We start from the raw sequence: 21,079 nt of genomic DNA, 5'->3' as shown, positions 1-21,079 counted from the left end.
ATCACTATGTAGTGGGTAAAGGACTGCTGCGACATATAACCTTCACCGTGGCCACAACTTAATCAATTTTATCAAAATAGCTACCTCTTTTACCTCTTCTAACTAATGAATTAGATTCTAGGTCAGACTGAACCTTTTCGTGAAGTTTTATAACTTTTGGTTCGATACCATTCGTGACAACTTCAATCACATCAGCTCCTGTCTTAATCAAGTAATGCATCATATCTTCTTTTTTATACAGAGTATCACTTTCTTCATGAACCCAATCTATAAATTTTGATGCTTTAATGAAAAAGAGTGACCACTTACGGTCTTCAAACTCACCTTCTTCCCAAAGCTTGAGTCGATACGATTCATCAGTATTACGATATGTATAATAATTTGGAAAAAGTATACTATACATAGCCGAAGCCTCATTAGTACCCTTAACTATAATTCGCAAGCCTTCGTAGTCATCGTGAAGTGCTTCTATCCATAGTTCGGATTCGATTCCCTGAATTGGTTCCCATTTACTATATTTTTCTGGCATTAGAATATTTGATTTATTTTTATTTATTTCCATATCTTATTTTTTCTACTCCACCACCCTCTTTCTGAATCTCAATTGTAGGTCGACCATCACTACTTTGTGGTCTTACATTTATTTTGTCACCATTTGGTAAATTTCCAGTAATTGTACCATTTGGTCGATGTTGCACATTCTCTGGATTTCTTGCCCAAAAATCTCTCTGTGCATCGTTAAAATTACCAGGTTTTTGTGTAATTGTTGTTTTTGATAAGTTTATTGAATTAAACCAATTACCAAAATCAGCTGTTGTACCAGTTCCCAAAAGAGGATTTGAATTTGCGGTTGGAAGACTTGTTGGTGATAAAGAACTAGAAAACGAAGGAGTACTTTGGTTTTGACTTAATGGTGTCCAAGGTGTAGTAACAACAGCATAAACGAGAACAGCAGTTATACCCCCTCCCACTAACACAGGTCCAGCACTGACGATTGCACCCGCAATTGAACCCCCAGCAAGAATAGCATCGGCCATTGCAAGTGATTGCGCAAGACTAGCTGATCCTGAAAATCGAAAAACTGCATTAAGAGGAGCCGATACTGTCTGATTACCATCAGGATCATAGTATTTTAATGGATTGTTTCTCGCGTAACTGTAACTATTTAGTTGCTGAGGATCAGAAAGGAAGTCATTTTCATTTCCCATATTAAGAAATATAGAATCCTGAGAAATAAACCTTCCACTATTACTATCATAATACCTAGCTTGCATATAGTTATACGCTGTATCACCGTCAAACTCACTACCTGCATACTTCCTCTGCTCATTAAACGCTCCAGTCCTTTCATCTAAGCGAACATTACCGTAAGGATAGTAATCCGTCAATTGTTCTAAGATACCAGATGAATTCGTAATAACATTTGATCCAGAAAGATGATCAGTATGAGTATAATGAACCGTTGTACTTGCATTTGAGCCTTCAAGTGTAGCGATCATCTGACCTCTATCATCAAAGATGTGCTTTGTAGTGGTTGCACCTGTTGTATTGTAGAACTTATTTGGATAAGAGGTTGTAGTTGATGCTACTGAATATTTAATTCGACTATTAGCATGATCGTACGCATAGGTCACGGTACTCGTAGCGACAGATTGTGTTAATCGATTTCGATAATCCCATAAGTTAGTGATTCCTGGAGCCGAAGTAAGATTTCCATTGTTATCATATGCATAGGTATCAGATCCAATCGCAGTCACCGCATGAGGATTTGCATAGCCTGTTGAACTACCAGTATATGCATATGTACCAGCTGCGCCTGTCTTAGTAAGTATGTTTCCAAGAATATTGTAAGTGTAGTTTTCTGTATAACTTGTGTTTGAAGATGTTGCAGCTGCAGTTTGTGATCCAACACTCCAGAATGTTGAAGGAGCATTCATGTTGTTGTATCGAGTAGTGATGTAATTATCACTTCGAGCAACATTGTGAATTCGGATTTCATCTAGGTTTCCATCAAGTCGTTCTCCACCAGCATAGTCTGCACCAAAACGTAGAGCATCATTTGAATTGTAAGTAGTGCCATCAGTATCGGCGGTATATGTTGTAGCATTTGAAGCATTGGTTCGCACAGATACTTCACTTGAGGTATCTGAAGGATTTTGTCGTAGGGTTACATAATGCCATGCATTTGCTGATACTGATCCTGCATAGGTACCAGCATATCCTGTACTTCCTGAACTATTATTCCAATTACCATCAGTTCTATTTTCAGGATTTGAAAACATAACAGCATATGATCTCCATGGTGATGATCCATGCTTCTTTGTAACTAGGACTTCATTCTCACCCTTTACACTTGGAAGTGTATCCATGTATGCCCAGGCTTCAATAGTTGTCGCAGCACCTTCAAAGTCTGAACTGTCTGGGACATCGATAGTGTCATTTGTACCATCAAAGACTGCTGCACTTCCAAGTTTTCCAGTTGTAGTTCCGTTTGCATTTGCTGAATAATTTGAATACATAGTTCCATGATGAACATTTGAGGTTGAGTCTACAATTGCTCCTGTAGAGGCTGAATTTTGCTCTAAATGCCATACTCCCTTTGTATTTGAGTCATACACATTGTTTGCTCCGTAGGTAGCATTTGAGGCATAACAACTTGCACTTGGGTTTCCGTAGTAAAGATAGAAGATTGTACTTGAAGAAGTTGAGAGACTATTCCCTGTTGAGAAATGCAGCTGACCAGTTGTTGATGCAGATACTAAATCTATTGCTAGCTCAGTAGTACCATCTGCTTTTGTCATTCGAATATCACAACTATCTGATTTTGCATTTGCAAAGAAACCTGATGGTAATGATGAGAGTGGTACATATACGTCCTTAATGTCTTCAAGAACTTTAGAAGAACTTGCAGTTATTGGAACTCGGTATCCCCATGATGAGTTGTACCAACTACCTCCACTGGTGCTTGAAGCAGTTACAGTTGCTGATGATAAGCGATTAAGATCGTCATAAGTATAAACTGCTGTCTTTGCTCCATTTGTTGCTGAAGTATCTGTAATGCCAGTGATATTTCCTACGGCATCATAGGTGTAAGCAATATTCTGAAGATTGGTACTTGATGCATTTGTAGTTACTTTACTTCTTAATCTGTAGAGTTCATTTGCATCATAAGTGTTTGTAGTTTGCACTCCATTTTGATATGCAATAGCAGTAACCTGACCTAATGGTGAGTAGTCATAATTTGTCACCACATTAGTAAATCCTCCATCAGTACTTTCTTTTCGTGAGACTGTTTCTAGAAGACCGCCAGTATTATACGTGTATGCAACTTGTGAACTATCAGGATATACAATGTTTGTTACATTACCCTGTCGATCATATTGAGTCTGAGTAATATAATTAACTGCATTTAAAGTTTTTGTTTCTTTACTCTGTAATCCTTCAGTGTTGTATTCATATTGAGTAATAGCATCAGTTGTTGTAGCACTACATAATCTTCCCACTCCATAAACACAAGAATCATATCCGTAGCTTATTTCAGTTCCTACTGCACCTGTATAATTTTCAGTTAGTGGTCTATTGAGATCATCATAGGTATAATTCACAGTCTGATTATTTGCATCTATTTTTTGAGTTAGGTTTCCAGCATCATCATATGCATAGGTTGTACTTCCAAATGTTGTATCAGCTGATGCATGAAGGTCTTGTGCTGTTAATCTTCTTCCAAGTCCATCGTAGGTAAAGTTACGCACATTTGCTAGTCCATCAGTGATCTTTGTAAGTTTACCCAAACCGTTATATTGATATTCAGTTGCATATCCTGTCACTCCATCAATTTCATCAACCTTTATGAGGTTATTATATGCATCGCGATAATAGTTCTTTGCTTTATATCGAGGATCTTCAACATGAACCACCCAAGGTGTGTATGTATTTGTAGTTGTACCAACAATGTTGGCAACTGTTTTCACTCGCTGTAATGGGTCATACGTATACCGTGTATAAAGTGCTGTTGTTGCCGTTGGGGTTGTACTTGCAGAACCAGTTGAGAAATATGGGAGTGATTGTGAAGCCTTAAGACCAAGAGAATTATAAATAGTATCACTGACTGAATAATTAGTTCCCTCTGCAGATTTTCGTTCTTGAATCAATCTACCTAATCCATCATAGTAATTATAGGAATTTGTAGTGCTTGATGCAGAAAGATAATTTACCTTATGAACACTTGTTTGTAATGCTGTGTCTGTATACGCATATGTTGCTTTTGTAACTAGAGTTGAAGGAGTTGTAAGATCAGGTTGCTTTTCTTCTGTAACTCTTCCGAATCCATCATAAGTAGTTTGATTTACCAAACCGTTAGAGTCAGTTACCTGTTTTACTTTACCAACTAGGTAATTGTATACATATGATGTGGATTGACTTAATGCGTTTGTACTTGTTGCTGGATACATATTATATATATCGTATACATAGTTTGTTGCCTTACTTCGGGGATCAAGTTCTTGTGTTACAAGACCATAAGCATTGAATGTCCGCGTGGTAGATGCATATGAGCTACTTACTTTCCACTTTTCAATTTTTGTCTTATTACCTTTTGTCACACTTCCCAAAGAGAGGGTATCATAGTAATGACGAACCTCAGCAACTTTAACTGAACTCTGATCTACCATGATCTCAGTAGCAGGAATAATTATAGGAGAGCTGGTAGCATAGGTTATTGTTGTTGTAAATAAATCTGCACCAGTATCCGAGAGGGTACCATCATCACTACCCGTGACCTCTCCGAGTTGAATTTTTTGAGTTAGTGTTCCAGCGGCATCATTATATATATACTGCTCTGCCTTGTCTTTATGATTTACTGTTCCATCATATGCAGAATTAATCGTTTGGGTAAGCTTCACAAAGTTTGCTCCATTAGAAAGAGCAGACTTATCCCACTTATTAATTATTTTCTGATAGAGATTATTGGCATTATCATATTTTTCAATTCGATAAGCTTTACCAATTTTTGAAGCATCATCTTGATACTCACCATGACTTGAATCAGTCGTACTCCCCTGGTGAAAATAAGATTTTGTTAGATTCCCAACAGCATCAGTTTCAGTTGTTGATGCAAAACCTGCAAACTTCTTATCAAATGCATTATTGAAATAGAAGAGTCCTCCATTATATGCATATGTAGTTGTACCCACTATTCCAAAGGCATTGTTAGTAGCAATTGTTTCAACAGTTCGAACATTAAGTGGGAGATTCGGATTTGATGAGGTTGCATTATTGTATTGAGCAGACATTTTGTATGACATTGATGTCATACCACCCTGTGGCTCTTGAACTTTTATAAGCAAATCTGGAGTTGTTGAAGCACTTAAGTATGCGTATCTTAGACTAGGATACACATCACCTCTTCCTTGCAAAACGTCTGTTCTTCCATCACCATTTATATCAACAAATCTCGTTGCACGATCATTTCTATCATTTCCCGATGCATAAATTGTTGATGTTGCAGGGGTCCATGAATTAAGCAAACTAAAACCTTTTCCCGTATTTAGATAAGCAGTAGAGGTCGCAGTAGCATCGTTAGTTGTACTTTTATAAAAATCCACAAGACTATCACCATTGATATCCATAAATCGTACCCCCTCATCCATGTAATTAACCAGACTATAAGTGTTAGGTGTGGCAGGATCTCTCGTAACAAAACATAAAGCAGGATGCCATGTTGGATCATCAACAAAACCAGTACCAGAATTTATATATGCTTTCTTACGGTAAACTGATCCATTAGAAAGGCAGCTCGATTCTACAATATCATTAAGACCATCAGAGTTAATATCCACAATTCTAACTCCAAGATCTTGGTAGGGATTACCACGATTTTGATTCCAGCTATCAACAAAATCTACAGGCAGAGTCCAACTTGTTGATGTAGCGAAACCTGTTCCAGTATTAATAAATACATTTTTAACTGTTGTTGTACCTCCTGAACCATTTGAATAAGTGCGGCCTTCAAGAATATCTGGTAAATCATCACCATTAACATCAGCCATTCGCACACCTAGATCTCTAGTATGTTGTTGTGTTGCGTTGTATACAAAATAAACTGGTATAACCCAATCGGTACTCGTTGCAAAACCAGATCCAGTATTTATATATACCTTTTTTACAGGTTCAATCCAAGGGGAACCAAAACAACCACAACCATGAGTACCATCACTTGACTGAATAAGATCTGGTAATTTATCCCCATTTATATCTTCAAATACCACACCTGTGTCAATTCGATAACCATCCTGAGCCTGTATCATAAAATCCACGGGAGAATACCAAGAGGGTGTATCAGTGTACCCATTCCCGTTATTTATATAGGCGTGATATTCAACTGTCCAAGAACCACCGTATCGAGCACCAAATGCTTGAAGAATATCAGTTAATCCGTCGCCGTTTATATCAACAATCTTCAAGCCATAATCAGTTACCCCAGTGTTCATGAAATAGGGATCAGTAAAAGCTTCATTAAGTGATATAGGAGGTTGAAAAGCAGAACTTTGTGAATAAGATAATGTTGAAGTTGAATACGTAAATGTGGTTGCAGGAAGTGTAGTTGTAGCTGTAAGTAAATCATCCCGTGAAGATTGTGTCACTGAGGTTAATATGGATCGAACAGTATTATCGCCTGTACTATATGCTAGTGTATATTTCCTTACCCAATCACCGTTAAATTTTGTTTGAATTTCATTAATTCTATCTTTTGTAACAACACTGAACGCTGATTGTGTTGAAGTTGAGACATCAGCTCGAGACTCTCGACTGAAAGCAACTTCAAATGGCCCGTCTGTTGTATTATTTCCTGAATAAATAATTGATGAAGGATATATTTGTCCAGAATCTTTAGAATACTGATACTTAATATAATTACCATTTGTATCTCTAAAATCTTCAAGCATCCACTTATAAACTTGTGTAGAGCTAGCAACATTATCCTGTCTTGCAGCTGTTGTTGAACCAAACGTATATTGATTTCCCGATTTATCAGTAACCGTCCATATATTATTTTGAAAAGTGTAATTCAAAAAATCTCCATTATCAATTTTGGAGATATAGGTTGTTGCCGAAGTTGATGCCAATTCTCCTGTAAGAGAAGAATTAAAATCGGTGCCTGTATATAACTTATCTGTTCCTCTCTTTCCGACTCTTTCGATATATGGAATGTTAACTGACCAACCATAGCCAAACACATTTGCAAGATCGGGACTACTTGAATATTGCAATTCCAAATTTGGAGTTGTAGCCTGTGTCCTTCCTGGAGGCACTTCTATTGGGTATGAATAATTAAGTGCACCAGCCAAATTTCTGGATATTTGATTTTTAATAACATTTGCTGAAGGATCACGAAATCGATCTACACCTGTCTCTGTATCTGACAATAGTGAGTCTGGTTGTAACTCATCATCAGGAAGTGCAATTATATTTTGGTCCTCTTCTGCTTCTAAAGACTGTGGTGAATCTTCAGCTGACTCTGTTAATGCAGCCTCCTGATTATTATTGTTATATTCTATCGCATTTTGAATTTCAGATGTATCAAGAGGAATAGTATTTGTATCAACTGCTGGTGAGTTTGTTGGAGTTTCAACAGGAGCCTGACTAGGAGCTTCATCAACACTTTGAGCAAATGTTAATAATGGACTACTAAAAACTAATGAGAGGATAAGTAACCCAACAATTACGTTTGTTAAGTTTCTTCCCTGTCGCTCCCGTGAAAATGATTGGTTCACTTAATTTATTAGATGAGTAAGTAATACCTAAAGTATAGCTAGGTGTTATAGCTGAGTATACTTTCCTATCAACATTTTCTAATTTTGCAAAATCTGATTATATCTTGATTAAAGTAGAAATAATTTTAATACTAAAACTTATAAAAGTAATACAGGGTATAACTCATCTATTTGAAAAAGATTATTTGTGAGACAATTTAAATGTCAGCAAATCCGACACTAATTAGAACTAAAATTATATGTTTACTGAGGAGCAAAAAAACCTTCTTGGATTATCAGATAAAGAGAACGCTGTTTTACAGTCGATTAACTCTTCAAATAAAAGTTTATCCTCCCTGAGCTTAGACACTTGTATTCCTCGACCAACTGTTTATCTACTCATCAATAAGCTATACAAAAGAGGTCTTGTAAAGTGTCGTAAGCAGGGTTCTCGATTCTATTATCAAACGATCACCACAGAAACCCTAGCTTGTGCTTTTCGCTCAATTGCAGATAGTTTAGAACCGAAAGTCTTACAGGAATTAAATATTTCTTCTGTTACTACCGAATCAAGACTACTTGAACACCATCAAAAGATACCTAGGAAATGGTTTTCTATATTTAGAAAGGTAAAATAGGTTGAGTTAAAATCTTACGATTTTATTGTGTCTTCGTTATATTAGGTAGATTTGATAAAACCCAGGAATTACATATGCAAATAGATTCATTGCTGAAATGTCTACAACGGATACTGTTTGTATATTAGCTTGGGGATAGAACTAGTAAGCCATATCTCTTTAAAGCCAGATTGCTCTAGTTTTGATTTAATTCCCTTCTAACATCTAAAGCATATGGTTCTGCTTAACTACTAGAGTAATGCTTATAAGTGTTCCCAAACTTAACTCCATAAATTTTCATCTATACTGTAGGCGCAGATATACCAGAATTTGGATCTTCAGGGTAGAAACGATTCTTTTGACTAATCTGAAATTGCTCAGCTTTTTGCTTTAGCTTATCGATATCTGATTTGGACATCTCTTCAAATTGTTTAGTCGCAGAAAATGTTGCAATTCTAGTAGGACCTCCGACACCTCTATCCTGAGAAGATGTCTCTTGTATACACAAAACCGACATCTCTGCCCCTGCATCAATTTTTATATCTGATTCATAAAGACGATTAAGTAAATAATCTGCAATATAAGGAACCCCTATACATTCAAATCCTGTAACACCTTTTCTCGGCACAAAATTGTCTCCACTTTGGAGAGTGTACATCTCAGGCTTACCATCAGTGGTATAACCAATTAATAACAAAGAAAGTGAAGGTCTTTTATCTGGCAATAAATGTTCGAAAAAGTCATTGAAGGTGTTTTTACCTTTTATTCTAACTTGTTCAGCCAAATCTGAAATCCCTGTTCCATGATTTAAACCAGCTCTTATTTGATCAAGAAAGTACATTGCCAAACCACCATCACCAGCAATACCAATTGCACTATGATCTCCAAGTTTAAAAATCTTTTGAACAGTATCATTACTAGTGATAGTAGAACTTGCTCTGCTATCAGAGGCGATTACAACTCCATCTTTGGCTTTTAATCCTATAACTAATGTCATCTAATTTAGATTGGCTTTTACATCTAAGGAGCTTTCTGGTTCTTTTGAGTTATATTCTGGAGCATATTGTCTATATAACTGCTTCTCTATAGCCTTTCTTATTTCTACGCCTTTAACTGGAGCATATCTAAAAGAGAATTCCCCATTATGTTCTAAAAAATTAGTTTTCTTTTCAGCAATCAATTTTTTAAGTTCCTTTTTTAAATCTGTAGAACTGCCAATAAAAACAACATAGAATCTATCGTCACCCTCTTTTTTTGATATACGAAAAGCACCTTCAATATCTTGAGGTAGTTTATCTACTTGATCCTCAGTCAATGATATTAATTTGGACCATTGTAAAATTAAGTCTGTATTCCCCATATTTTGATTTTACCTTTAATTTTTTCCAATCGCTACTGTACTTATATTTGTATGTAGAATAGTAGAGATTGTAACACACATCCATATTTCTAACACTATTTTAAAACCAACATAACTACAAGCTTAGACGTCGAGATAAGCTTGAATCTTACGTCGACCCAAAATAAGGTATCATGAATTATTGACCTGCTTGCTTTCTTCTTTTCATGTCTCTTTCTTTTTGCAATGTAGCCAGGGCACCTTTTAGTATCAGATCTTTTAACGGTTTATAATCAGTATACATATCAATTTGACATAATGCATTTAAATATTTTGCTTTGTCATCAGATTCAATTTTCACATCTGTTGGAGGAAAATTGTATCTTCTGAGAATAATATTAGTCATAAGACGTGCAGTCCTTCCATTCCCTTCTGAAAAGGGATGTATTGCTACTAAGCTATGCTGAACCCATGCTGCAAGGTCAAAAACACTATCTACCCACTTTTTATAGTGTTTAGGATTATTTGGCTTAGGGCACCTTAAAGGAACTATGTAAATTTTGTGTTTTAAATCTTTCTCAAACTGATACATTTTCTCTCTAACCATAGATCCAGGTGGAGGCTCTACACATTCAAGGGGAAGTATATCCTCCCCAGTTACTCTTAGTTTTCCAGCTGCTTCTGGTATAGCATGCTCTAAAATACATCGATTGAGACTTAAAATTACTTCGAGATTAATTTCTTGATCCCCTTGACCTATATCATTTGACAAAGTAATTGCTTTCCAAAAGCCAGATGCTTCTCTGTTTTCCAAATCGGTCTTTCCTGTTGCTCTTTCAAACTCTTTTTGCATGAATTGCTTGATTCAATCGTTTTTCATCAAGATGGGTACCTTCTATTTTGCTTGAATAATAAAGATGACCGATTGATACATCTTGATCAAATTGAACTTTTTCTAAGTTAGAAAAGGCAGGTAATTTCTTTATATCTTGTTGTGTTTGAATAAACTCATTAAGCAAATCAGCATTTTGAGATGATCTAGTACCTGTCAATATTTTTTGAATGAATTTTTTCATAAAATTACAACTAAAGTAAAAAGCCCACCAATTATATCTTGGCTAAATATTTACTACACTTGAATTAGAGAGCTGATCCATATAATCATTTATAGTATACAGAATGCCCGACTTAAAAACAAGTTCTTTTAATTCATTACTAAAGACGGAAACGATAACACATTTTTACATAATAATAAAATTGCTCAATGATTTCATAAATTATTCAAGGGATGTTTCCTTATTTGGATTCTCAAATGCTCAGCACTTGCAGCGAGATAGATGGTTGTAGTCTTGATGTCACTATGGCCCATCATCTTGGATAAACTATAAATATCACAACCTCCTTCTAGCATAAGAGTAGCAAACGTATGTCTAAGCTTATGAATAGTAAACTTTATATCTGAAGCTATACAGATTTTGTTTACCAATCTCCTTAATCCAATGTTTGTAAACCCGATATTACGGTTAAGGGATGCAAAGAAATGTGGACATGTTTTATTCAGCCTTTTTCGTTCACTCATATATACCTTAAGAGTCTGGGCCAATGTATACGTCATTGGTACCACCCTATCTTTGTTTCCCTTACCTTGGCGGATAAAGATAGTAAGATTTTCTATATCTACATCAGAGAGTTTCAATTCTAATAATTCTTTTTTACGTAGTCCTGCAAAAATAAATGTAGAAAATATTGCGTGGTTACGATACTTAAGATACCTATAATCGTAGGGATAATTATAGACAACCTCAAGTAATTTTAATGTATCTTGTTTTGTCAGTTTGGGCGGTAATCTCTTTTCAACTTTAGGGACCTCCATATTTTCTGTTGGATTTATTTTTATATATCCACCTTGAATACACCATCTGAAAAATACATTTAGAGAAATATGAAAAACAATGTGGGTATTTGTCCGCCATTGTCTTTGAGTCCTGCCATATAAGAAGAGTTCCTGAATACTCTTTTCACTAACTTGCTCAATATTTGTAATCTGGGAAAATCTACAATAGAAGTTAATAATCTGCCTATACCTTTTTACTGTTTCTGGTGAATATCCTCTAATATAAATAGAATAATCATAAAACTTTTGAGCCAAAATCTTTATATCTTTCATAAATAAAAACACTACATATCTTATGCAGTGTTTTTATTTTTAGTGGAGCCGTTGGACGGGATTGAACCGTCGACCTCGTCATTCATTAATACCTTAATTTCGCCCCAGAAGGCTTATAGAAGGATTAGACTGTATCTTGCGCATACCTTTTCGGTTTAGCGCCCCTTGTCAGTCGTTCGGGCGATTTCTCGCCACGGTCTTGTCCATATAAATGGATATTAACCGTAATTCGGGCTTCATCATTTCGTTTCCAAAATGAAGGGCAATTTTTGTTTACCAATGACGTGCTCTACCAACTGAGCTACAACGGCATGTATTTTAACGAACTTAACCGATGACCTGTTTTCTACAAGAGGTGGTCTCCCTCAACCTAACTTTCAAAATTTACCCTTTATACTCAACGTGTATGAGTTTATCATGGTAGACCTATTTCTTACCAATGACGTGCTCTACCAACTGAGCTACAACGGCATATACAGAACAGTTGTTACATACTAGAAGATTTTAGTACTTTTTGCAAAGTATGAACAAAGCTACACTTTATTTACATCATTCATTTTTCGAGTAATAAATTTACCTATCTTTTGCTGAAAATAGACAAAAATAATAAGACTAATAAGCAGCCCTATTTCTAAGTAACCAATATATCGTGTGACTTTATCAAATGAAGCACTAAATATATATGACAGTCCCCCAGCTATTCCAATCCATACGATTGTAGCAACAATATCTATTTTAATTAATTTTTTAAGATCTAAATTGAGTGCTCCTGCTCGTGCCCACAATGCATGATGGATACCATATGCAAACTTTGAAATCCCCATGAGTTTTGCTGGATGAAATTCTAGGAAATGATCAAACGGGCCAGCCAATCGTTCTATCCAAATCTTTATAGGGCGTGGAAGTCGATTAAATTGCTTACCTAAATAAAACCAACCAATGTCTCCAATAATAGTCATTGAAAATACAACCAAAAGTGTTGGAATGAAATCTAAAATTCCTTGATAGAGTAAAAATGCTGCTGCAAATAGGAAAGGCTCGCCATCTATAGCCATTCCCAAACCTATAATTGCATACCCGAGCGGTGGCCAGGCTTCTACATACTGAAGTATTATTGAGTGCATAGTAACTCATCTATTATACCACAAAAAGTGTGTTAGTATAGTCTCATGCATTTATCACCTACCGATCAAAAAAGAATCTCTGATTTTTATGTAGATGCTCTAAAAGAGTATGGCGCCAACGATGCCCGCAGTGTTCAATGGATGGATTCACACACACAAAATATCCGCTTCGAAGTATTTGCACAAAGCATTGATCTACGAAATAAAAAGATACTAGATGTAGGCTGTGGACTTGGCGATCTTTATTTATTTTTAAAAAATAAAACTATTCCTGTTGAATATACAGGCATAGATATCATTCCTGAGTTTATAGAAGAAGCTAAGATAAAATATCCAGGGGCTACATTTTTAACTCAAGACATTTTTGATGTGACAGAAAAATATGATGTTGTTCTCGCATCTGGATCCCTTAATTTTAAAGTTGAACACAATGATACGTATTATAAAGACATGATCAAAAGAATGTACGAACTCTCATCTGAGGCTCTCATATTCAATATGCTTAATAGTGCCACCCATCGCAATGATGCTACGTATGCGGCATATTCTCCTCATGAGATTTCAGATTTTTGTAAAACGCTCTCTGACAATGTTCATATTATGGTAGATTACCTTCCCCACGACTTTACCGTATGCATGTATAAATAATGTATACTATTTATACTCATCTATGTTAAAAACACTACGCTCAATTGTTTTGTACTCTGCTCTCATTAGTATAAGCAGCATTATCCTTGTGTCTGCTATTGTAAACTGGTCCACGGAACCTTCAAACGATCGCAATTGGAATGCTGATCAAGCTGTGCTTCCCTATGCAGAAATACGCGAGAATCTTATCTCAGTTCATAATATTAGAAACTTTACCTATGCATCTACTACAAGCTATACACCAAATTATTATGATAAAACTTTTGATCTAAATAAACTTAAAAAAGTCTATTATATAGTAGAACCATTTTCTGGATTTGTTGGCTCAGCCCATACGTTCTTAAGCTTTGAATTTGAGAACGATCAATTTTTGGCGGTATCTGTAGAAATCAGAAAAGAGCAAGGTGAAAAATTTTCTGCATTCAAAGGCCTCTTTAATAGTTATGAACTCATGTACGTTTTAGCTGATGAACGTGATGCAGTAAAACTACGATCCAATTATAGAAAAGATCAGGTTTATGTGTATCCAGTAAAAACGACACAAGCAAAGGCTCAAGATTTATTTATGAGTATTATTACTAGAGTTAATACATTGAAAGACAAACCTGAGTTTTACAATAGTATTACAAGTAATTGCACGACCAATATTGTTGAACATGTAAATGCAATTACTCCCAACAAAGTTCCCTTTAGCTTTGCATTTGTTATGCCCGGATTTTCGGATAAGTTGGCTTACAAATTAGGGTTGCTTGATACAGACCTACCAATAGAACAAGCACGCGAAAAATATTTAATTAATGAACGTGCATTAAAATTTGCAGACGATCCTGAGTTCTCAAAGCGAATTAGAGAGTAATACAAGTAAACTTACGCAACTAATTTCAAAATATCTTCAAGACGTGCCCATGCAGTACATATAGAAGTGTCCCCGGCTCCATAATAAATTCTCACAATTCCATCCTGCACTATAATTCCAGGACAAAAAGTAACCTGAGGCATAATATTTTCATCACGTGCTTTTTTATAAAATGATTTGAGCTCATTATCATCCATGGTACTCATTGCATCCACTCCGCCGGGGATTACATCAATAAGAGCATCTCCAACTTCATAGTCTTCTTGAGGTCCAAAAATAGATTCATCTGATCTATACAAAATATTTCGAGGATTGTCTTTATCCAAAATCATGAATCCAAGCTGATAACGAAATGCTTCATCAATACCGTGATACAAAACTAGCCATCCCTTTTCTGTGAGGATTGGCTGAGGACCAGTCTCTATAAATGTGTTATCAAAATACTTAGTACCTTTACGTGGAGTAATAAATGGCTTTTCATCTGAGTGAAAGGTAATGCCATCTTGTGATGTTGCAAGCCACATATAATATTCACCAAAGAGCATTACATACTCATCGTTAATTTTCTGAGGAAAATAGGTGCCTGACTTTGACCAATACTCACCTCTCTTTGTTACTGTTTTTTCAACAGGCTTTCCATGTTCCCATTTCACCATCTTTGCTCCATGTGCAAAAAAATTAAATCCCGGTAAGGCTTCGCCTTGTCGCTGCCATGGTCCATATGGATTAGTAGCAATCGCAGTATGTAATTGCACATGTTTTCCATCATAGGCCGCATACGCCATGTAGTAGGTACTATCTATTTCTACAACACGTGGATCTTCAAGTCCCCTCTTTTCAAATGAATTCTCACGCTCAAGTATGAGATTAGAATCCCATGTAAAATGCTCACCATCTGTTGAAGTTGCATGAGCAATTCGAGAATGCCAATCTTCTTCTTTTTTTACAACTCGTGGATAGAGATGGATAATTCCCTGCTCATCAAGGACAGCACCTGGATTATACACTTTCCACCATTCACTAGTAGGAGGAAGTATCGGATTTAGTGATGAGCGATTGAAAATGTTTTTCATCGGGTATTAATCAAAGAAATATGAATGGAGCGAAAATATATAAAAACTAAATGTTGATACAAACATTAAAAATAATCCGACAGCAATAATGAATGGCCCAGATGGAGCTTCATCTTTATTATAAAGACTACCAGTAATACAAAACATACAAAGACTCATAAGATAACCAGGCATTGCTGAAAACAAAAACTTATTTCTTGTTACCTTTTGATACATTTGATAATTATACAACAAATCCCCAGCTCATGCTGGGGATTTCTAATTTACTATTCTTTGCGCGGCCTACCGGACTCGAACCGGCAACCTCTCACGTGACAGGCGAGTGCTCTAACCAGTTGAGCTAAGGCCGCATATCCAAAATGGATGTGGGTAAAATGTAGCAGATTTTTAGGAATTCAGCAAATCTAGGCGGAAATTTTGATATAAAAAAAGGCGATCATCCACAACGTGGCGATGCCTCTGTACTTCCTCTTACGGGCGAAGTTCTTCTACCGGTGACGAGTCCACGTGGTGACGGGCTGCCCCTTGTTGTCGCGGCTGCGCGGCCCACGGCGCTTCTTCTTGCCGTGCGAGTTGGCCTTGCGGGGGTAGGAGCTTTCCTTCCGAGAGTGAGTCCCGTACTGCATGAAGCAGTCCTTCAGTGAGATGTGATGCGAGAACGCGGTAGACTCCAATGTCAAACCGCTCCACGATGAATGCTACCTGATGAGCCTGATTAGGTCAAGTGTACGCTTAATGCAAACTTAATGTGTCAGAGGTGGGGATCGAACCCACGACCCCAGGCTTATGAGTCCTGTGCTCTACCAACTGAGCTACTCTGACGTGAAATTTAGATTACCATGCTATGCCCGAATATTCAATATGTAAAACTAAGCAAACAAAAATACCCTTTCGGGTATCTTTGTTAATCTTGTTGCGGTTCTCGGAGTTGAACCGAGTTTTGGAGGTTATGAGCCTCCCGTGGTACCGTTCCACCAAACCGCGTTTAAAATATATATGAGAAATTAGATAAAGTCAAATTCACGAAATACATCTTCATAGAGACCAATGATTCTTTGAGCATCACGTTGGGTTAGAATAAAATCAGATCCTTCATGAGCTATAGCGTTTCGAATTTTGTGAGCTTCCCATGCTTGATCAATAGTCTTAAAGTCACCTCGTACAGCCTTTTTAAGCTTATCTCCAATAGTATCCCCTACGTATCCCAAATGATCCAATAAATCATCAAGCATTATATCTGCTTCAAGAATCGCCAATCTCCAATCACTAGAATTGTCTGATGAAATATGGGCGACTATACGTTCCCATTTTTGATTTTTCTTTTCTGAAATTTCATCCATAGGTACGGGTGTAGGATAAAGAGCAGCATACCACTTGTCTTCTACCTTTCTCCATTTAATAAATGAGTAAACTATTCCAATTACAAATATAAATGAAAGGAGGTTTACGAAAATAATATATGAAGCAGTAAGTCTTCGAATGAAAAGTATTACATAATCAGGTATTAAATTGAGAAAATAATTTAATACACCATCAACACTAAATCCACCTCGTGTAGCAAAGAAGCCTCCCACTGCTGTAGAGACTCCCATAAAAAGAATAACCAGAATTAAAATTCCTGTAGCATCAGTTGCAGCATCTGCTTTTGGAGCAGGCTTCTCCTCCTTTGGAGGTGCATCTTTTTTATCTTTAAAATCTTTTTTTTCTTCAGCCATGTAGCTTATGAGCGAAGACCTTCAAACAACTTCCCAAGTGCGAAGAGGGTCGGCTCTTCTGCATATGGTGCAGTAAACTGAATACCGACTGGTAGCTGCTTTCCTTCTCTCTCTACAAATCCGGCAGGTACTGACATAGCTGGAAGCGATGTGATATTTGCTGATACGGTAAAGATATCAGCAAGATACATGGCAAGAGGATTTTCAGATTTTTCTCCGATCTTAAATGCAGGCATTGGTGATGTAGGAACAAGCACTGCATCTACACTACTAAATACTTTTTCAAAATCTTGCTTGAGTAATTCTCGCACTTTCATTGCTTTATTATAATATGCATCATAATAACCTGATGAAAGCACATACGTACCAAGCATAATTCGCCGTCGAACTTCTTTACCGAATCCTTCTTGTCGAGTAAGTAAGTAATCCTCCAAAAGATCTTTCCCATCTTTATGAAGTCCATACTTCACTCCATCAAATCGCGCGAGGTTTGAAGAAACCTCTGCTGGTACAATTATATAATAAACACCGAGTGCATAGCGAATGTTTGGGAGTGAGATATCAACAATTTCACATCCATGTTTTTTGAGTAAATCTATAGATTCATTAAAGTTTTGAAGTACATCAGCATCAACTCCCTCTTTTAAGAACTCATAAGGAATTCCAATCTTATATTTTTTATCTTTTGTTTCACTTAATTCAGTAGATGTTGGAGTATCGATACTTGTTGCATCCATTATATCTTTACCTTTAATTGCATTAAAAACAATTTCTGCATCTTCTACAGTTTTTGTGAGTGGACCAATTTGGTCAAATGAAGATGTCATTGCCATAAGACCATGTCGAGATACTGCACCGTATGTTGGTTTTAATCCAACGAGATTTGTATAACTTGCTGGTTGTCGGATTGATCCACCAGTATCTGATCCAAGTGACACCAAACACATATCGGCAGCTACAGCAGCTGCAGCACCTCCAGAAGAGCCTCCAGGCACTCGAGCTGTGTCGTAAGGGTTCTTTACAACTCCAAACGCAGAGTTCTCTGTTGAGCCACCCATGGCAAATTCATCCATGTTTGTGCGACCAATAAATACAGCACCTTCTTCTTTTAATTTTGTGATTACAGTTGCATCATAGGTACCAGTATAATTCTCGAGCATCTTTGATGCTGAACTAACTTTCTTGCCTTTGATTAAAATATTATCTTTGATAGATATAGGAATTCCAGTAAGAAGTGTTGCCTTCCCTGCTTTTATCTTTGCATCTGCAGCTTCTGCTTGGGTAAGTACATCCGAGTATACTTCAAGAAATGCATTAAGTTCTTTATTTTTCTTTTCTATTTCTGAAAGGTAGGCTTGTGCTAATTCAACTGCAGTAAAATCGCCTTTCACAAGTGCTTCGTGTGCTTTTCTAATTGTCAGGTCTTTAAGATTGATCATAGAGGTAGTATTCAGAAATTAGCCGAGAATCTTTTTTACTTTTAGGTAATCACCTTCACGCTTTGGTGCTTCATTTAAAATAGCTTCAGTATGAATACCTGATTCATGAGGATTTGTATCTTCCCGCAAAACATTTTTTGTTTTTTCTTGTGATTTAGGAGCATCACCCGAAATTTCTTGAATCTGATTTACATAATCTAAGATTCCACCCATATCAGCAGCTAATTTTTCTTCTTCTTCTGGGGCTACCTTAATGCGTGCTAAGGCTGCAAGTTTGCGTAGTTGTTCAACTGAAATCATATATTTATAGTAGCATTACTTGAGTAATTTCTGAAATTCTTCTTCGGTCACTATGGTTATACCAAGTTCCTGTGCTTTATCAAGTTTTGATCCAGCGCTTTCTCCTGCCACAACATAATCTGTATTTTTAGAGACCGATCCAGCAACATCACCTCCCTGTTCTCGAATAAGCCTTTTAGCATCATCTCGTCCCAAGGTTTGTAAAGTTCCTGTGAGCACAAACGTTTTACCAGCAAATTTTCCTTTACCATTTTCAGGAATTGCTTCTTTTTCTATATCAACATGGGTAAGCAGTTTCTTGAGTAATTCTTTGTGAGCTTTGTCTTTAAACCATTCAACAATAGCTTCAGCAACAATGTCACCAATCCCCTCAACTGATTTCAACTCTTCAAGTCCTGCTTCTTTAAGTACATCTATAGTTTTAAAATGCGCAGCTAAGAGATATCCTGTTTCTTCTCCCACATGTGGAATAGAAAGTGAAATAATAAATCTCCCAAACGATACGTGTCGAGCTTTCTCAACAGAAGCTAATAAATTATCTACTGATTTTTCACCAAATCTTTCTAATTCTAAAAGATCACCTTTCTTCAAAGTAAAAATATCAGCGGCAGATGAGATTAATGTGTTATCTAATAATACATCTATGATCTTTGGACCTAGTCCATCAATATCAAAAGCAATCTTTGAGGTAAAGTGGTAGAGTTTTCTGCGTTGCTGGGCAACAGAATTTTTATCAACGCATCGCCAAGCAGCTTGGCCTGGAATACGTTCTATTCTGCCATCACCTCCACATTCAGGCACTATATCTGGGAATACAAATGGTTTTTGTTTTCCAGTTCGAAGCTCTGTTAGCACTTTTACAATATCGGGAATTACATCACCTGCTTTTTGAATAACCACACTATCTCCCACACGCACATCAAGTCGTTTTATTTCATCTTCATTATGAAGTGTAGCTCTTGAAACAGTTGATCCAGCCACAAGCACCGGCTTCAAATGCGCAACAGGCGTAAGTACTCCTGTGCGTCCTATTTGAAGCTGAATGTCTTCTACAATCGTTGTGGCTTGTTCTGCAGCAAATTTAAAGGCAATACCAAAACGTGGAGCTTTTCCGGTGTAGCCTAACAGTTCTTGATATTCACGTTCATCAACTTTAAGCACTACACCATCGAGTTGATAATCAAGTTCATCTCGGCGCTTTGCCCATTCTTTCCAATACTCAATAACATCTTCAATATCTTTGCAGTGCTTATAATGAGGATTCACTTTAAATCCCAATTCTTTTAGATATTCTAATTCTTTATATTGAGATTCAGGTACGTTCTCTGATGCTTGAGATATATCGTACATAAATACATCAAGCTTTCTTGAAGCAGCCATTTTAGGATCAAGCTGACGAATAGAACCTGCAGCAACATTACGTGGATTTGCAAATTCTGGTTCACCCTCTTCTCTTCGTATTTTATTTAATGCAGTAAGCTGTTTTTTCCCCATCCACACCTCACCTTCGACAATTACATTTACAGGTCGATTAAGCGTAAGGGGCACAGACTCTATAGTGCGTACATTCATAGTTACATCTTCACCAATTTTTCCATTACCTCGAGTTGCAGCAGTTTTTAGTATTCCTTTTTCGTATTCTAATACTACTTTCAATCCATCGATTTTTAATTCAGATGTATATGTGGGCTTTTTATCTCCAAGTCCTTTTCTAATTCGTGCATCAAACGCATAAATGTCCTCTTCAGTAAATGCATCATTAAATGACCATTGAGTTACTTTATGAGGAACTTTCTTAAATTCTGGCAGTGGTTCTCCTGCTACACGCTGGGTTGGAGAATCTGGTGTAATTAGTTCAGGGTACTCTGTTTCAAGCTTAACAAGCTCATCTTTGAGTGAATCAAGCGCTTCAGGCGTAATGTCTTCTTTATTAAGTACATGATATTCATAGCGATATTTATTGATCGCTTCTCGTAATTTTTGTACTCGCTCTTTAATCTCTTTAGTTACGGACTTTGACATAGTGCTAGCATAGCAAAAAGAGAGCTAT

16 protein-coding genes and 2 tRNA genes are annotated in these 21,079 nt (G+C 36.6%); 2 read left to right on the top strand and 16 right to left on the bottom strand.

Annotated elements, in window-relative coordinates:
* Nucleotides 1-58: 58 nt before the first annotated feature.
* The 8 genes from V4519_01200 to V4519_01165 form a co-directional block, all read right to left on the bottom strand.
* The gene (locus V4519_01200; GenBank protein ID MES2436603.1) at nucleotides 59-562 is read right to left on the bottom strand and encodes a hypothetical protein; all 504 of its coding nucleotides are present in this window, start codon (nucleotides 560-562) and stop codon (nucleotides 59-61) included.
* Nucleotides 549-7,772 carry an RHS repeat-associated core domain-containing protein gene (locus V4519_01195; GenBank protein ID MES2436602.1) on the bottom strand — a complete coding sequence of 2,408 codons (7,224 nt, stop codon included), beginning with the start codon at nucleotides 7,770-7,772 and terminating at the stop codon, nucleotides 549-551. The genes V4519_01200 and V4519_01195 overlap by 14 nt, the downstream gene beginning before the upstream one ends.
* 897 nt (nucleotides 7,773-8,669) lie before the next feature.
* Nucleotides 8,670-9,365 (bottom strand): hypothetical protein, encoded by a 696-nt coding sequence (locus tag V4519_01190; GenBank protein MES2436601.1) that lies wholly within the window; start codon nucleotides 9,363-9,365, stop codon nucleotides 8,670-8,672.
* A complete protein-coding gene (locus tag V4519_01185) occupies nucleotides 9,366-9,728 on the bottom strand; it encodes a hypothetical protein (GenBank protein ID MES2436600.1) in 363 nt (120 codons plus the stop codon).
* Between the two features lie 178 nt (nucleotides 9,729-9,906).
* Nucleotides 9,907-10,560, bottom strand: coding sequence for a Fic family protein (locus V4519_01180; protein MES2436599.1), 654 nt, complete (start codon nucleotides 10,558-10,560; stop codon nucleotides 9,907-9,909).
* Nucleotides 10,544-10,783: a hypothetical protein gene (locus tag V4519_01175; GenBank protein ID MES2436598.1), complete on the bottom strand. Its 240-nt coding sequence runs from the start codon at nucleotides 10,781-10,783 to the stop codon at nucleotides 10,544-10,546. The genes V4519_01180 and V4519_01175 overlap by 17 nt, the downstream gene beginning before the upstream one ends.
* 194 nt (nucleotides 10,784-10,977) lie before the next feature.
* Nucleotides 10,978-11,874: a tyrosine-type recombinase/integrase gene (locus V4519_01170; protein ID MES2436597.1), complete on the bottom strand. Its 897-nt coding sequence runs from the start codon at nucleotides 11,872-11,874 to the stop codon at nucleotides 10,978-10,980.
* 533 nt (nucleotides 11,875-12,407) lie between these two features.
* Entirely contained in the window at nucleotides 12,408-12,998 is a 591-nt protein-coding gene (locus V4519_01165; protein ID MES2436596.1) for a hypothetical protein, read from the bottom strand.
* A gap of 45 nt (nucleotides 12,999-13,043) precedes the next feature.
* On the opposite strand from V4519_01165, the gene V4519_01160 reads away from it, so the two are divergent.
* Both V4519_01160 and V4519_01155 read left to right on the top strand, forming a co-directional pair.
* Nucleotides 13,044-13,646, top strand: coding sequence for a class I SAM-dependent methyltransferase (locus V4519_01160; GenBank protein ID MES2436595.1), 603 nt, complete (start codon nucleotides 13,044-13,046; stop codon nucleotides 13,644-13,646).
* A 22-nt stretch (nucleotides 13,647-13,668) separates the two neighbouring features.
* Nucleotides 13,669-14,502, top strand: coding sequence for a DUF4105 domain-containing protein (locus V4519_01155; GenBank protein ID MES2436594.1), 834 nt, complete (start codon nucleotides 13,669-13,671; stop codon nucleotides 14,500-14,502).
* An 11-nt stretch (nucleotides 14,503-14,513) separates the two neighbouring features.
* Here V4519_01155 and V4519_01150 read toward each other — a convergent pair whose 3' ends face one another.
* The 8 genes from V4519_01150 to ligA form a co-directional block, all read right to left on the bottom strand.
* Nucleotides 14,514-15,575 (bottom strand): hypothetical protein, encoded by a 1,062-nt coding sequence (locus V4519_01150; protein ID MES2436593.1) that lies wholly within the window; start codon nucleotides 15,573-15,575, stop codon nucleotides 14,514-14,516.
* 6 nt (nucleotides 15,576-15,581) lie between these two features.
* Nucleotides 15,582-15,791, bottom strand: a complete 210-nt coding sequence (locus V4519_01145) for a hypothetical protein (GenBank protein MES2436592.1) — start codon at nucleotides 15,789-15,791, stop codon at nucleotides 15,582-15,584.
* Between the two features lie 60 nt (nucleotides 15,792-15,851).
* Nucleotides 15,852-15,925: transfer RNA gene (locus tag V4519_01140), tRNA-Asp, on the bottom strand.
* 399 nt (nucleotides 15,926-16,324) lie between these two features.
* Nucleotides 16,325-16,397, bottom strand: a tRNA-Met gene (locus tag V4519_01135).
* 182 nt (nucleotides 16,398-16,579) lie between these two features.
* Entirely contained in the window at nucleotides 16,580-17,290 is a 711-nt protein-coding gene (locus V4519_01130) for a hypothetical protein (protein MES2436591.1), read from the bottom strand.
* A gap of 5 nt (nucleotides 17,291-17,295) precedes the next feature.
* On the bottom strand, nucleotides 17,296-18,729 hold the full coding sequence (gene gatA, locus V4519_01125) for an Asp-tRNA(Asn)/Glu-tRNA(Gln) amidotransferase subunit GatA (GenBank protein ID MES2436590.1): 1,434 nt from the start codon (nucleotides 18,727-18,729) through the stop codon (nucleotides 17,296-17,298).
* Nucleotides 18,730-18,747: 18 nt separating this feature from the next.
* On the bottom strand, nucleotides 18,748-19,029 hold the full coding sequence (gene gatC, locus V4519_01120) for an Asp-tRNA(Asn)/Glu-tRNA(Gln) amidotransferase subunit GatC (protein ID MES2436589.1): 282 nt from the start codon (nucleotides 19,027-19,029) through the stop codon (nucleotides 18,748-18,750).
* 15 nt (nucleotides 19,030-19,044) lie between these two features.
* A complete protein-coding gene (ligA, locus tag V4519_01115) occupies nucleotides 19,045-21,051 on the bottom strand; it encodes an NAD-dependent DNA ligase LigA (GenBank protein ID MES2436588.1) in 2,007 nt (668 codons plus the stop codon).
* Between the last annotated feature and the right edge of the window lie 28 nt (nucleotides 21,052-21,079).

This window comes from Patescibacteria group bacterium (assembly GCA_040387855.1).
Lineage (GTDB): Bacteria > Patescibacteriota > Minisyncoccia > Phycocordibacterales > JAKAEA01 > JAZKCY01.
This window is presented reverse-complemented; position numbering and strand designations above follow the sequence as displayed.